The organism is Vibrio sp. 10N.247.310.17 (assembly GCF_041466605.1).
In the GTDB taxonomy this organism is placed as follows: domain Bacteria; phylum Pseudomonadota; class Gammaproteobacteria; order Enterobacterales; family Vibrionaceae; genus Vibrio; species Vibrio tasmaniensis_A.
The window spans coordinates 1-13,468 of record NZ_JBFSTC010000117.1 but is presented as its reverse complement, the minus strand read 5'-3'; the positions used below and the strand labels follow the sequence as shown (position 1 = coordinate 13,468).

The following is a 13,468-nucleotide window of genomic DNA, read 5'->3' as shown; positions in this document are numbered from 1 at the left end:
CTCGGAAGGATCCTTCAACCGATCACTTTGGCTTTAACTGATCGGCATTAGCCAAGTGCTGGGTTTTCTTTTTCTAATTTAATCTATATCTTTAAGTCAGAGTGACATTCCAATTTACTCTATTTGTTGGCTTGTATATTGCAAGTTTACCCACGAGTAACCTGTAAAAGTAATGGTCGGCCACTTTGTTTTTAAAGTTGGTATATATATTGCTTAGGTTATTTCATAACAGTCAGTTCTTGAGTTGAGGTTTACATGGCTATTTCTTTTGACAATGCTTTAGGCATTCACCAGCACACAGTTGGTGTACGTGAGCGTAACGCTGAGGTGCTTTCCACCAATATCGCGCAAGCTAACACGCCTGGGTATAAAGCAAAGGGATTAGACTTTAATAAATCACTGCAGGCGGCAAGTTCTGGGGCAAGCATTGGTCTTAGCCGAACAGACGGTCGGCATATTTCTGCCTCAACAACGGTGAATGGGGAAACGAAGTATCGAATTCCTACGCAACCTGATACTGGAGATGGCAATACGGTTGATTTGGATTTGGAACGAAATCTTTTCATGCAAAACCAAATTAGGCATCAAGCCTCTCTCGACTTCTTAGGAAGTAAGTTCAAGAATTTAACTAAAGCGATAAAAGGGGAATAACTAGATGAGCTTATTTAATGTATTCAATGTGACTGGTTCTGCGATGAGTGCTGAATCTGTTCGTCTAAATACTACCTCAAGTAACCTTGCTAACGCAGACAGTGTAAGTAGCTCTGCTAAAGACACTTACAAGGCTCGCCACGCAGTGTTTGGCGCTGAGTTAAATCAGGCACGTAATAGTGGTCACACTGTGCCAGTAAAAGTATTAGGTATCGTAGAAAGCGATAAACCGCTGAATGCGGAGTACAACCCAGATCACCCGTTAGCGAACAACGAAGGCTACATCTATAAGCCTAACGTTAACGTTATGGAAGAAATGGCTAACATGATTTCAGCATCACGTGCGTATCAAACAAACGTACAGGTTGCTGACTCGAGTAAACAAATGCTGCTGCGTACGCTGCAGATGGGTCAATAAGGATAAGGAGGTAGCAAATGGCTGGAATCAACAATGTTGGTCAAAGCGGCTTGTCCTATGTTGACCAGCTGAAGAGTCTTCAAGACGGTGCTAAGAAGCCCGATGAAACAACAGGTAAGCAAGATCTTAAACAAGATGACTTCTTATCGTTGTTGACTAAGCAACTTGCACAACAAGACCCTTTTAAGCCGGTTAGCAATGACCAGATGATTGCGCAAATGGCTTCATTTGCGACCGTAGATGGCATTGGCAAAATGAATACACAGTTTGAAAGCTTGAATTCATCAATGACTTCTAACCAAGCACTGCAGGCATCCTCTTTGGTTGGCCGCGATGTATTGGTTCCTGGAGCGGCAGGTGTGAAACAAGGTGATGGCGGTATGGCGTCAATGGTTAAGCTTCCTCAGGCAATGGACAATGTAATGGTCCGTGTTGAGAATGAAGTTGGCCAATTGGTTCGCACTTTTGATATCGGCTCAAAACCATCTGGTGACACGCGTGTTGAGTGGGACGGAAAAGACGAAGACGGTAATCCATTGCCGGCCGGTAAATACAACGTGAAAGCGTCGGGTTTATTGGAAGGTGAGAACACAGAGTTCCAAGTGTCGAGTTATGCGAACGTGAACAGTGTGCTTCTTGGTAAAGGCGATGGCAACGTACTACTCAATCTGGCTGGTTTTACATCGCCAGTACGACTTGCTGAAGTACTAGAAGTTGGTAAAGCGTAGCTCTTTTTAGAGTGATTATGCTAGCTAGATTAGGAGAATATTGGAATGTCATATGTATCTTTAAGCGGTCTATCCGCTGCACAGTTAGACCTGAATACAACCAGTAACAACATTGCGAACGCAAACACATTTGGCTTTAAAGAGTCTCGTGCGGAGTTCGGGGATGTTTACTCAAGCTCGTTGTTCACTAACGCAAAAACGACGCCAGGAGGCGGTGCGCAAGCTAGCCAAGTGGCACAACAGTTCCATGAAGGTTCAAGTATCTATACGAATAACCCAATGGACTTGCGTGTAAGTGGTACAGGTTTCTTTGCAGTATCGAAAGACCGTATGGTGCCAGAGATCAATGAACTAACGCGTAATGGTGCATTTCACCTAAACAAAGACAACTACATGGTTACGGCCAATGATGAGTTTCTTTTAGGTTATGATGTCGATCCAAACTCGGGTGAAGTTCTTTCTTATGCACCAAAGCCTCTCGACATTCCAGCTGAGTTTGGTAAGCCTAAACAGACAGAAAACATTGAAGTAGGGGTTAACCTTCCTGCGAACGGTGATCTTAAAGACCCGGCAACATTTGATTTCAAAGATCCAGATACCTATAACCGTGCAACGTCTTCGACGGTCTACGATTCTATGGGACAGTCTTACAAGTTAACGACTTACTACCTAAAAGATCAGACTCAACCGAATACTTGGCAAACGTACTACACCATGTCAGATGAAACGGGCGAGAAGCCGGTAAACATTACTGGTGGCGACGCGACGAATTCAGCAGGTCATGTTGGTCACACCATGAAATTCAACAATGACGGTACCTTAGCAAGCCTTAACAGTGGTCAGCCAATTCTATCTGATCCAATCGGCGCTGGTGAGAACGCAGTTGATTTGAACGGCGCAGATCCGACACAGGTACTTAACTTTGGTCTGGATTCTTCAACTCAGTTTGCCGCTCCATTCGAACTGTCTAGGTTTGATGAAGATGGCGCGACAACTGGTTTCTTAACCAAAATCGATTTCGATGAGTACGGCAGTGTTCTAGGCAGTTACTCAAACGGTGAAAATGTGATACTAGGCCGCGTAGGTTTAGTTCGTGTACCTAATGAACATGGTCTAGATAAGAAAGGCGGCACTCAATGGGATTCTACTAAGGCTTCAGGTGATAAAATCTGGGGTGAATCAAATAAAGGTTCATTTGGTAGTATCAACAATGGCTCACTAGAGCAGTCGAATATCGATATGACTCAAGAATTGGTTGATTTGATTTCTGCTCAACGTAACTTCCAAGCGAACTCTCGTTCTCTAGAAGTACACAACCAACTACAACAGAATATTCTTCAGATTCGTTAATCGTTTCGAGCGTTTGAATCATCTGCGAATACCCAATTCAATGTTATTGAATTGGGTATTGTTGGTGAATTACGTATGGCTGCTTGCTTGTCTATTTGCCGCCCCTATTGCCGCCCGGTAATGCCTCTGGCAACAATTCTTCCTCAATGATCCTTTGCGATCAGTCTTTTTTGTTGTTTTTTCATTTAAGTTTTTGATAAATAACAGTTAAAAATGTTGGCATAGTGTTTGCTTTATTAGTTCCAGAAAATGATTTTTTGGAGCAAAATTATGGATCGCGCACTGTTTCTTGCCATGAGTGGCGCTAAGCAAAATATGCAGGCTTTGCAGCTGCGTTCAAACAACCTCGCCAACGTAAGTACAACGGGTTTCCGTGCTGATTTAGCACAGGCACGTTCAATGCAAGCGTATGGCGAAGGCATGCCTACTCGTGTTTTCAGCATGACAGAGCGTCCGGGTCATAATTTCGCTCAGGGTAGTGTGGTTACTACTGGCCGAGATCTCGATGTCACCATTCAAGGTGATGGTTGGATTTCAGTAATGGACAATACTGGCCGTGAAGGTTTAACCCGTAACGGTAACCTAAGGGTTGACCAAAACGGTTTGCTTACCAACGCAAGTGGCCATTTAGTGCTTGGTGAAAACGACGCACCAATCACGCTCCCAATCCCAATCAGTAAAGTAGAAATTGGTACAGATGGTACGATTTCGGTGATTCCTCAAGGCGCTCCAGCTGAAGAATTAGCCGTAGTTGATCGTATCAAGCTTGTGCGTCCAGATAACCAAAGCTTGTTTAAAGATACGAATGGCCTCTTCCGTTCGAAAAACCCAGATCAGGCATACGAAGCAGATGCAGCGGTAACGTTGCTTAAAGGTGCTATCGAAGGCAGTAACGTAAATGCCGTAGGTGAAATGACCAGCTTAATTGACTTACAACGTCAGTTTGAAATGCAGGTCAAGATGATGAGCACAGCAGAGGAAATGGACAAGTCGTCTGATTCACTGCTTCGTATGAGCTAATAGAATTTTAAGGAAATTGCTATGCATCCAGCATTATGGGTAAGTAAAACCGGTTTAGACGCCCAACAAACCAATATTTCAACAATTTCAAACAACCTTGCCAACGCCTCAACCATTGGTTTTAAAAAGAGCCGTGCGGTGTTTGAAGATTTGTTCTATCAGAATATTAACCAACCAGGTGGCCAATCGTCTCAGAATACTGAGTTGCCAAGTGGTTTGATGTTGGGTGCTGGTTCTAAGGTAGTTGCAACTCAAAAGGTGCACACTCACGGTAACGCACAAACAACGTCGAATAGTCTAGATATGATGATTGAAGGCGACGGTTTCTTCCAAGTTGAGATGCCAGACGGTGAAACAGGTTACAGCCGTAATGGTCAGTTCACATTGAACGGTGACGGTGCGATCGTAACATCGGGTCAAGGTTATGCCCTACAACCCGAAATCGTTATTCCTGAAGACGCGATCTCGGTAACGGTTGGTAACGATGGTGAGGTGTCGGTTCGTCTACGTGGTCAGCAAGACAACGTCGTGGTTGGTCAAATCACCATTACTGATTTTGTAAACCCAGGTGGTTTAGAGCCCATTGGCCAAAACCTTTACTTGCCTACAGGTGCAAGTGGTGACCCGCAAGAGGGCGTTCCGGGGTTGAATGGCTTAGGTAATGTTCGTCAGTCTATGCTTGAAGCATCTAATGTAAACGTAACTGAAGAGTTGGTTAACATGATCGAAGCTCAACGTGTATACGAAATGAACTCAAAAGTTATCTCGGCGGTAGATAAGATGATGAGCTTCGTTAACCAACAGCTGTAGCTGGTTAATTCGCTGTTTACTTATTTCTTTTAATCGTTCTGTTTACTATTGTCTGCTGAGAGTACATCGCCATGAAACGTATTGTTTGTTTAGCTCTGTTTTTATCTATGACGGGTTGTACCACACTGGAGCCAATTGAAACTCCGGCGCAAGAGAACGCAACGACTGTGGTTGATGCTGTAGAAGGCGACAAGGCTGCCCAGGAAAGCTCTGGTATTATCGACACACTTCGAGATAGAACGGACCCTATTGCTGGTGATCCTGCATGGGCGCCAATTAACCCGAAGAAAAAACAAGAGCATTATGCGGCAGCAACAGGCTCACTGTTCAATGCTAACCACATTGGTAGCATGTATGACGACTCAAAACCTCGCGGTATTGGTGACATTATTACAGTTGCGTTAGATGAGAATACGCGAGCGACTAAAAAAGCTAATGCAGATATGTCTAAATCGAACGATGCATCGATGGAACCGTTAGCTGTAGGTGGTGAAAATCTAGAACTTGGTAAATACAACTTTTCTTACGATCTGAGTAACACCAACACCTTTGCTGGAGATGCATCAGCTAACCAAAGTAACAGCATTAGCGGTTACATTACCGTTGAAGTTATTGAAGTATTAGCTAATGGCAACCTAGTGGTTCGCGGTGAAAAGTGGATGACGTTGAATACGGGTGATGAGTACATTCGCTTAAGTGGCACCATCCGCCCTGACGATATCGACTTTGAGAATACCATTGCTTCGAACCGTGTTTCGAATGCACGAATTCAGTACTCAGGTACGGGTGTGCAGAAAGATATGCAAGAACCTGGGTTCTTGGCACGATTCTTTAATGTATCTTTGTAGAGCTTGAGACTGTGTCGACATACTGGCACTTTAAGAATTATCTAATTTCAAGCTAACTCATTATAAATTAAAGCAATACAGACAGGTTACTCAATGAAAAAACTGACACTCGTACTCTTCGGCATGCTATTTCTTGCCACCAGTGCTCATGCCGCGCGTATAAAAGACGTGGCAAAAGTAGCGGGTGTTCGTAGTAACCAACTTGTCGGTTATGGTTTGGTCACAGGTTTGCCGGGCACCGGTGAGACAACTCCCTTTACCGATCAAACGTTTAACGCAATGCTGCAAAATTTTGGCATTCAATTGCCGCCTGGCACCAAGCCAAAAACCAAAAACGTTGCGGCGGTAATCGTTACCGCTGAACTTCCGGCATTCTCTAAGCAAGGTCAGGAAGTAGACGTAACGGTGTCGTCTATTGGTTCAGCAAAAAGCCTTCGTGGTGGTACTTTGCTGCAGACTTTTCTTAAAGGTCTAGACGGTCAAGTGTACGCTGTGGCACAAGGTAATTTGGTTGTGAGTGGTTTTAGTGCTCAAGGCAACGATGGTTCTAAGCTCGTTGGTAATAACCCTAACGTCGGTATCATCTCTAGCGGTGCGACGGTAGAGCAAGAAATCCCAACCCCATTTGGTCGTGGTGACTACATCACTTTCAACTTAATCCAATCTGATTTTACTACGGCTCAGCGTTTAGCTGATGCGGTTAATAATTTCCTAGGCCCTCAAATGGCGTCTGCGGTCGATGCGACTTCTGTAAAAGTTCGTGCGCCACGTGAAATCAGCCAACGTGTGGCTTTCTTGTCTGCCATCGAAAACATCGAATTTGACCCTGCAGAGGGCTCTGCAAAAATCATTGTTAACTCTCGTACCGGTACTATTGTTGTTGGTAAGCATGTGCGCTTAAAAGCAGCAGCAGTAACACACGGCGGCATGACAGTCGCAATCAAAGAAAATCTAAACGTGAGTCAACCTAACGCATTCTCTGGTGGTCAAACGGTAGTCGTTCCTGATTCGGACATCGAAGTAACCGAAGCCGATGGTAAAATGTTCAAGTTCGAACCCGGTTTAACGCTTGATGATTTGGTACGCGCTGTCAATGAAGTCGGCGCCGCACCTTCTGATTTAATGGCAATCCTTCAAGCACTGAAACAAGCGGGTGCAATTGAAGGTCAGTTGATCATTATTTAAGGGGTAAAGCATGATTAAAAATAACAATGACATCGGCTTTATCCACGATATTGGTAGCCTAGACCGTCTTCGTCAACAAGCGGTAAGCGGTGAAGAAGGCAGTGAAAAAGAAGCGCTAACCGCTGCAGCAAAACAGTTTGAATCTATTTTTACCTCGATGTTGTTTAAGTCGATGCGCGATGCGAACTCGAGCTTTAAGTCAGATATGTTGAACAGCCAGAATGAACAGTTTTATCGTCAGATGCAAGATGACCAGATGGCGAGTGAACTCAGTGCATCTGGTTCGCTCGGTCTTGCGGACATGATCGTAGCTCAGTTAAGTGCTGGCCAAGCAAATGATGCAACTGAAGATAAGGTTCGCAATGAAGGCTTTGATACTTCACTGCGAAGACCGCAATACTCGGGGCGTTCAGAAGATAGAGTGTCGGATGTTCAATCTGCGCAAGCTATGTCAGCAACAGACGTGTCAGCAGCAAAACAACCCGTTTCCTTCGACTCTCCAGAATCGTTTGTTGCCTCAATGAAGCCTTACGCTGAAAAAGCGGCGAGCGCACTCGGTGTCGATTCGTCACTGCTATTGGCACAAGCGGCACTTGAAACAGGTTGGGGCTCTAAGATGATTAAGAACTCTTTGGGCAACAGCAACAACCTATTCAACATCAAAGCCGATAGAAGTTGGAAGGGCGATAAGGTTGCTACGCAGACACTTGAGTTCCATGGTAAAACAGCCGTTAAAGAGTCTGCTTCTTTCCGTTCTTACTCTAATTTCGAAGATAGCTTTAATGATTACGTGAAGTTCTTGAACGAAAACCCAAGATACGAAACGGCATTGCAGCATCAAGGTAACTCTGAGAATTTCATCAAAGGCATTCACCAGGCGGGTTACGCAACCGACCCTAACTATGCCGACAAAGTTTTACGAGTTAAAGCTAAGATTGATGAGATGAAATAGCGTTATTGAATGCACTCGAGAGCTTGCCACCGGCAGGCTCTTTTCTTATCCGCTCCTTCAGTCTTACGCGCCATCCATGGTTTTCTCCTTACACTTCAATGAATTATTGTCTTTTAACTCTCCGTTATTTCTATTGGCACATATATTGCTAAATATCTTAATAATAAGCTGTAGTAGTTAATCAGTTCATGCTGATTTTGTTAAGTTTTTTGGGGGCATTATGGCGTCGGATCTTCTGAATGTAGGAGCACAAAGTGTTCTTACTGCTCAGAGACAGCTAAACACCACAGGTCATAACATTTCTAACGCCAACACAGAAGGCTATAGCCGTCAGTCTGTGGTTCAAGGTGTGAATGACCCGCGCCAGTACGGTGGTCAAACCTACGGTATGGGCGTGCATGTGGAAAATGTTCGCCGCTCGTGGGACCAGTTTGCCGTCAAGGAACTTAACTTATCAACAACCAATGCCGCTAACAAAGCGGATACCGAAGCTAACCTGGATATGCTGTCAAGCATGTTGTCATCGGTTGTTTCGAAGAAGATCCCAGAGAACCTTAATGAGTGGTTTGATTCTGTTAAGACGCTCGCTGATACCCCGAATGATGTGGGTACACGAAAAGTCGTCATAGAAAAAGCTGGGTTATTAAGTAAAACGTTAAATGAATTTCATGAAACAGTTCGTCAACAGTCTGATTCTGCGAATAAGAAATTAGACATGGGTATCGAGAGAGTTAACCAAATTGCATACGAGATCCGTGATCTTCAGCGACTAATGGTACGAACTCCCGGACCTCATAATGATCTACAAGATCAACACGAACAGCTAGTTAATGAGCTTTCTGGTTACACTAAAGTGACGGTGACACCACGAGCTAATAATGAAGGGTTTAATGTCCATATCGGTAATGGTCATACCTTAGTTTCTGGTACAGAAGCGAGCCAACTGAAAATGATCGATGGCGTACCAGATGCACATCAGCGTCGTCTTGCTATCGTTGAAGGAAAGTCATTAAAGGCGATTACTAACCGCGATATTGATGGACAAATCGGCGCGATGTTAGACATGCGTGATGAACATATTCCTGCAGTTATGGATGAGCTTGGTCGTTTGGCGACCGCGTTTTCATACGAGGTCAATGCACTGCAATCGCAAGGTTTGGATCTCAATGGCAATGTAGGCAAAAACCTGTTTACCGATGTGAACTCTGAGTTAGTGGCTAAGTCTCGTGTTACTGCTCACGGACAGTCAAAAGCGGATGTCGCGGTTTATATTGATGATACTTCTGCTCTGAAAGGCGGCGAGTATGGTCTGAAATACGATGGCAGCGATTATGTGGTGATTAAGCCAGATGGTGAAACGGTAAAAGTTAGCACTAATTCAACCGGCAATGCCTTTTATTTAGATGGCATGCGAGTGGAAGTTCGAAATCCGCCTGAACTGGGTGAGAAGCTTTTACTACGCCCAACCCGCAACTTTGCCGCGCAGATTCAGATGGAAACCAAAGACCCTAAAGATATTGCGGCGCAAAGCTATGAGGCATCAACTACCTTTGCCAAAGGTACTGCTGGTTTCAAAATTTTGGCGGCAGGTCAATTACGAGAGTTTGAAGTGATCGTGTCACCAAAGGGCGAACAGTTTGCGGTTACCGATCCTAAGGGCAACATACTTATGCAGCCTCAACCGTATCCACCACAAGGCCCTGTGACAATTAATGGCACAACGTTTGAACTTACACCGGGCGCGGTGGCAAACGATAAATTTACGGCAAACCTTGTCCCATCAGAAGGTGACAATGGCAACTTGCGTAAATTGCAAGATCTCCAAACAGGCAAAGTCTTGGATGATGGTGAGTCTACTATTTTAGATCTTTACCACAACTTGAATACCAATACGGGCTTGAAATCTTCAACGGCAAATCGCTTGAGTGATATTGCTAGGCTAGAAAAAGAGTCAGCTCAAGAACGTATTGCTTCAGTCTCTGGGGTGAACCTAGATGAAGAAGCGGCAAATATGATGAAATTTCAGCAAGCGTACATGGCTTCTTCACGCATCATGCAAGCCGCCAATGATACGTTTAATACTATTTTGGCTTTGAGGTAGGAGATATAAATGTTGACTCGTATTTCTAGCTTTCATAATTATCAGTCAGTACAAAATGACTTTCGCCGCCAAGAAAACAAGGTGCATCATAATCAAGCACAACTGGCTTCCGGTAAGAAATTACAGTCGGCGAGTGATGATCCTTTGGCGACGCATTATTTACAAAACATCGGCCAGCAATCTGAGCAACTTAAACAGTATGTCGATGCGATCACTCTAATTAGAAACCGCCTTGAACATCATGAAGTCATGGTCGCCAACTCGGAAGGGTTCGCGGATGAAGCAAAACGAACCGTGATGGAAATGATTAACGGTGCACTTTCTCCGGAAGACCGTTTAGCTAAGAAACGAGAAATTCAAGAATTATCGAGCAACCTCCTGCATTTAGCTAACGCTCAAGATGAGTCGGGTAATTATACATTTTCAGGAACCAAGCCTAAGAGCCAACCGTTCTTTCGAGATAACGAAGGGAATGTCTCGTATCAAGGTGATGACTACCAACGAAAGATGCGAGTCGCAACTAGCTTTGAAATGGCAATGAATGATCCGGGCAGTAAGTTATTTATGGAAATAGATAATCCGTTCGGTGATTACGAGCCTCAATATGACCTTGAACCTGCCTCTGAGTTATTACTAGGGCGTGCAACCAATACAGCTGACGATAGTGCAACTTATAAAGTCACTTTTGTTGATATGCAGACGGGTAAGTTCGCTTATCAGCTTGAAAAAGATGGTGCAGTGGTTGCTGCAGAAGATTATGACCCTTCGACGGGGGTTGTCTATGAAGGTCTGAATATTCAATTTAAAGGACAAATCACGAAAGGTGACTCGATCATTTTAGAGCCGAGAGAGACATTCTCTATCTTTGATACGTTCAAAGAGACCGCCGAACAGGCAGAAAACCCTGTATCAGATGCATCGGCAACGGCAAAGCTGCACCAAATGACCGAAGAGTTTCATGCCGCATTTATTCATTTGACTAAAGCGAGAACGGATGTCGGTGCTCGTTTGAGTACATTGGATATTCAAGAGCAGCAACATGAAGATTTTAAGTTGTCTTTAGCGAAAGCAAAAAGCAATTTTGAAGACTTGGACTATTCGAAAGCCATCATTGAATTCAATGAAAACTCTCGAGCGCTACAAGCTTCACAACAAGCGTTTGGCAAGACGAAAGACCTGACCTTGTTTAATTATATTTAGCTATGAACAGCCGTTAATCTGGGGTTAATTCTCTGCCGTATGTGCTATGCCATATGTGCGAATAATTCTATGGATTGCCACTTTTTTGTTCAGTGTGGCATGTTTGAAAAATAGCGGCAAAAAACGGCAACGAGAGATATCAATATCTTATTTTCTCGACTTGATATAATTAGCTCCTATGGGGGTTATGGTTTAAGTGTTTGTTTTTTATGTTTATTTTAAGTTTATTGGAATTAAAATAAAAGTTGGCACACAACATGCTTTTATAATTTGCATAAATGATTAATACAGATCTTAAACCTTATCTAGGGTTTATCGCGTAATACACGGTCAGTGCTTATCCATATGAGAGTAAAGCTGGCCGCTTCGCAGTGACTTTGCGAACTCATAAGGAGAGCAATATGGCTATTAATGTAAGCACTAACGTATCTGCTATGACAGCACAGCGATACTTGAATAAATCGTCTAATGACTTAGCGACTTCTATGGAGCGTTTGTCATCAGGTCATAAAATCAATAGCGCAAAAGATGATGCGGCAGGCCTGCAAATCTCGAACCGCTTAACCGCGCAATCACGTGGTCTGGATGTAGCAATGCGTAATGCTAATGATGGTATTTCGATTGCTCAGACAGCAGAAGGTGCGATGAATGAATCAACGAACGTATTACAACGCATGCGTGACTTGGCGATTCAATCATCAAACGGCACCAACTCTCCGGCAGAGCGTCAAGCGCTAAACGAAGAGACAATGGCACTTCAAGATGAGCTTAACCGTATCGCAGAGACCACTGCTTTCGGTGGCCGTCGTCTATTGAATGGTTCATTCGGTGAAGCTTCATTCCAGATTGGTTCAAACTCTGGTGAAGCTATGATCATGGCGTTAACCAGTATTCGTGCTGATGACTTCCGCATGGGAGGAACGACGTTCGACTCTGAACACGCTAAAGACAATAGTTGGGAAGTTCCACCAACAGCAAAAGACCTTAAGTTTGAATTTAAAACTAAAGCGGGTGAAGCCATTGTTCTCGATATAAGCGCCAAAGTGGGTGAAGATATCGAAGAACTAGCAACTTACATTAACGGCCAATCTGATCTAGTGAATGCGTCTGTGACGGATGAAGGTCGCATGCAAATATTTGTTGCGGAACCTGATTTAGAAGGCGCGATGTCGATCTCGGGCAGTTTAGCCTCTGAGCTAGGCCTTAAAAGTGAAGGTCGAACTTCATTGGTTCAGGATATCGACTTGAATACCGTTGCTGGTTCACAAAACGCAATCGGTGTAATTGATTCTGCGATGCAGTATGTCGATTCACAGCGTGCTGATTTGGGTGCGAAGCAGAACCGTTTAAGCCACAGTATTAATAACTTGGCAAATGTTCAAGAGAACGTAGACGCTTCAAACAGCCGAATCAAAGATACAGACTTTGCGAAAGAGACAACGCAAATGACCAAAGCTCAAATTCTGCAACAGGCAGGTACATCAATACTTGCTCAAGCAAAACAGTTGCCTAACTCTGCAATATCACTATTGCAATAGTTATTGGTTGAACTTGCTACTCGTGTTCAGACGTGAACTGCGTAGCAAGGGAAACTGGCAAGCATACTTACTATCGGGTGTTTAGCTCTCTCATCTCTCACCTGCTATCCATTTTTACGGTAAGAATGCAACGGCGCGTCGGAAATGTGTTCATTTCTCGATGATCTCCGCACAGGCTCTGACACGCCAACTAGCCCCGTTTCCTTAACAGGAAAAGGGGCTTTTTCCTTTCTATTTCTACACTTTTATTTTCTTTTAGATCGTCTAGTTTACCTTTCAAATCCGCAAAACCTCGATCTCACTTATCTGTTTCACGACAAACAACTCAACTCTTTGTATAAGAAGCATACCAATCTGAGCTCTTTGGCGACTATTCATTTCTCTATATAGGATAACTCAAATAGTGATTAGTGTGTTTTTTGAACACTTTTAAATGCATTCTCAATTGAAGGCTGCCACTGTTATAAAAAATGTGAGATTTTAAGTGTCTGATAAATTTGATTTTAATATTTAATTTGTGGTTTTTTGAAAGTTTTTCTAAAGCTTCTGAATTTTGAGCCGTTATTAAAAGTAACTTAGAGATAACTACTTGGTTTTCCGAGACGTCGGAAACCGCTATACCGGAAAATCAATTGGAGAAATCACCATGGCAGTGAATGTAAATACC

General features: G+C 43.7%; 12 protein-coding genes. All 12 read left to right on the top strand.

Features of this window, described 5'->3' with window-relative positions:
* Positions 1–255: 255 nt before the first annotated feature.
* The 12 genes from flgB (at position 256) to AB6D80_RS22310 (ending at position 12,801) form a co-directional block, all read left to right on the top strand.
* Positions 256–651 carry a flagellar basal body rod protein FlgB gene (gene flgB, locus AB6D80_RS22365; protein ID WP_009848575.1) on the top strand — a complete coding sequence of 132 codons (396 nt, stop codon included), beginning with the start codon at positions 256–258 and terminating at the stop codon, positions 649–651.
* Positions 652–655: 4 nt separating this feature from the next.
* Positions 656–1,069 (top strand): flagellar basal body rod protein FlgC, encoded by a 414-nt coding sequence (flgC, locus tag AB6D80_RS22360; protein ID WP_009848574.1) that lies wholly within the window; start codon positions 656–658, stop codon positions 1,067–1,069.
* Between the two features lie 17 nt (positions 1,070–1,086).
* Positions 1,087–1,797 (top strand): flagellar hook assembly protein FlgD, encoded by a 711-nt coding sequence (gene flgD / locus AB6D80_RS22355; RefSeq protein WP_009848573.1) that lies wholly within the window; start codon positions 1,087–1,089, stop codon positions 1,795–1,797.
* 45 nt (positions 1,798–1,842) lie between these two features.
* Complete coding sequence (gene flgE / locus AB6D80_RS22350) at positions 1,843–3,147, top strand: flagellar hook protein FlgE (protein ID WP_017100669.1); 1,305 nt, start codon at positions 1,843–1,845, stop codon at positions 3,145–3,147.
* Positions 3,148–3,417: 270 nt separating this feature from the next.
* Complete coding sequence (gene flgF / locus AB6D80_RS22345; protein ID WP_009848571.1) at positions 3,418–4,167, top strand: flagellar basal-body rod protein FlgF; 750 nt, start codon at positions 3,418–3,420, stop codon at positions 4,165–4,167.
* Between the two features lie 21 nt (positions 4,168–4,188).
* Positions 4,189–4,977, top strand: coding sequence for a flagellar basal-body rod protein FlgG (flgG, locus tag AB6D80_RS22340; RefSeq protein ID WP_009848570.1), 789 nt, complete (start codon positions 4,189–4,191; stop codon positions 4,975–4,977).
* 71 nt (positions 4,978–5,048) lie between these two features.
* Entirely contained in the window at positions 5,049–5,825 is a 777-nt protein-coding gene (gene flgH, locus AB6D80_RS22335; protein WP_012603427.1) for a flagellar basal body L-ring protein FlgH, read from the top strand.
* 93 nt (positions 5,826–5,918) lie between these two features.
* Complete coding sequence (locus AB6D80_RS22330; RefSeq protein WP_017056857.1) at positions 5,919–7,010, top strand: flagellar basal body P-ring protein FlgI; 1,092 nt, start codon at positions 5,919–5,921, stop codon at positions 7,008–7,010.
* A 10-nt stretch (positions 7,011–7,020) separates the two neighbouring features.
* Positions 7,021–7,962 (top strand): flagellar assembly peptidoglycan hydrolase FlgJ, encoded by a 942-nt coding sequence (gene flgJ, locus AB6D80_RS22325; RefSeq protein ID WP_012603428.1) that lies wholly within the window; start codon positions 7,021–7,023, stop codon positions 7,960–7,962.
* 220 nt (positions 7,963–8,182) lie between these two features.
* Positions 8,183–10,063, top strand: coding sequence for a flagellar hook-associated protein FlgK (gene flgK, locus AB6D80_RS22320; RefSeq protein ID WP_009848566.1), 1,881 nt, complete (start codon positions 8,183–8,185; stop codon positions 10,061–10,063).
* A 9-nt stretch (positions 10,064–10,072) separates the two neighbouring features.
* The gene (gene flgL / locus AB6D80_RS22315) at positions 10,073–11,263 is read left to right on the top strand and encodes a flagellar hook-associated protein FlgL (RefSeq protein WP_372064306.1); all 1,191 of its coding nucleotides are present in this window, start codon (positions 10,073–10,075) and stop codon (positions 11,261–11,263) included.
* A 401-nt stretch (positions 11,264–11,664) separates the two neighbouring features.
* Positions 11,665–12,801 (top strand): flagellin, encoded by a 1,137-nt coding sequence (locus tag AB6D80_RS22310; RefSeq protein WP_017100665.1) that lies wholly within the window; start codon positions 11,665–11,667, stop codon positions 12,799–12,801.
* Positions 12,802–13,468: the final 667 nt, after the last annotated feature.

Excerpts from the sequence above, each read along its gene's own strand:
- AB6D80_RS22330 (WP_017056857.1), top strand. The coding sequence starts at position 5,919 with ATGAAAAAACTGACACTCGTACTCTTCGGCATGCTATTTCTTGCCACC.
- flgD (WP_009848573.1), top strand. The coding sequence starts at position 1,087 with ATGGCTGGAATCAACAATGTTGGTCAAAGCGGCTTGTCCTATGTTGAC.
- flgC (WP_009848574.1), top strand. The coding sequence starts at position 656 with ATGAGCTTATTTAATGTATTCAATGTGACTGGTTCTGCGATGAGTGCT.
- AB6D80_RS22310 (WP_017100665.1), top strand. The coding sequence starts at position 11,665 with ATGGCTATTAATGTAAGCACTAACGTATCTGCTATGACAGCACAGCGA.
- flgG (WP_009848570.1), top strand. The coding sequence starts at position 4,189 with ATGCATCCAGCATTATGGGTAAGTAAAACCGGTTTAGACGCCCAACAA.
- flgE (WP_017100669.1), top strand. The coding sequence starts at position 1,843 with ATGTCATATGTATCTTTAAGCGGTCTATCCGCTGCACAGTTAGACCTG.
- flgK (WP_009848566.1), top strand. The coding sequence starts at position 8,183 with ATGGCGTCGGATCTTCTGAATGTAGGAGCACAAAGTGTTCTTACTGCT.
- flgL (WP_372064306.1), top strand. The coding sequence starts at position 10,073 with ATGTTGACTCGTATTTCTAGCTTTCATAATTATCAGTCAGTACAAAAT.
- flgH (WP_012603427.1), top strand. The coding sequence starts at position 5,049 with ATGAAACGTATTGTTTGTTTAGCTCTGTTTTTATCTATGACGGGTTGT.
- flgF (WP_009848571.1), top strand. The coding sequence starts at position 3,418 with ATGGATCGCGCACTGTTTCTTGCCATGAGTGGCGCTAAGCAAAATATG.
- flgB (WP_009848575.1), top strand. The coding sequence starts at position 256 with ATGGCTATTTCTTTTGACAATGCTTTAGGCATTCACCAGCACACAGTT.
- flgJ (WP_012603428.1), top strand. The coding sequence starts at position 7,021 with ATGATTAAAAATAACAATGACATCGGCTTTATCCACGATATTGGTAGC.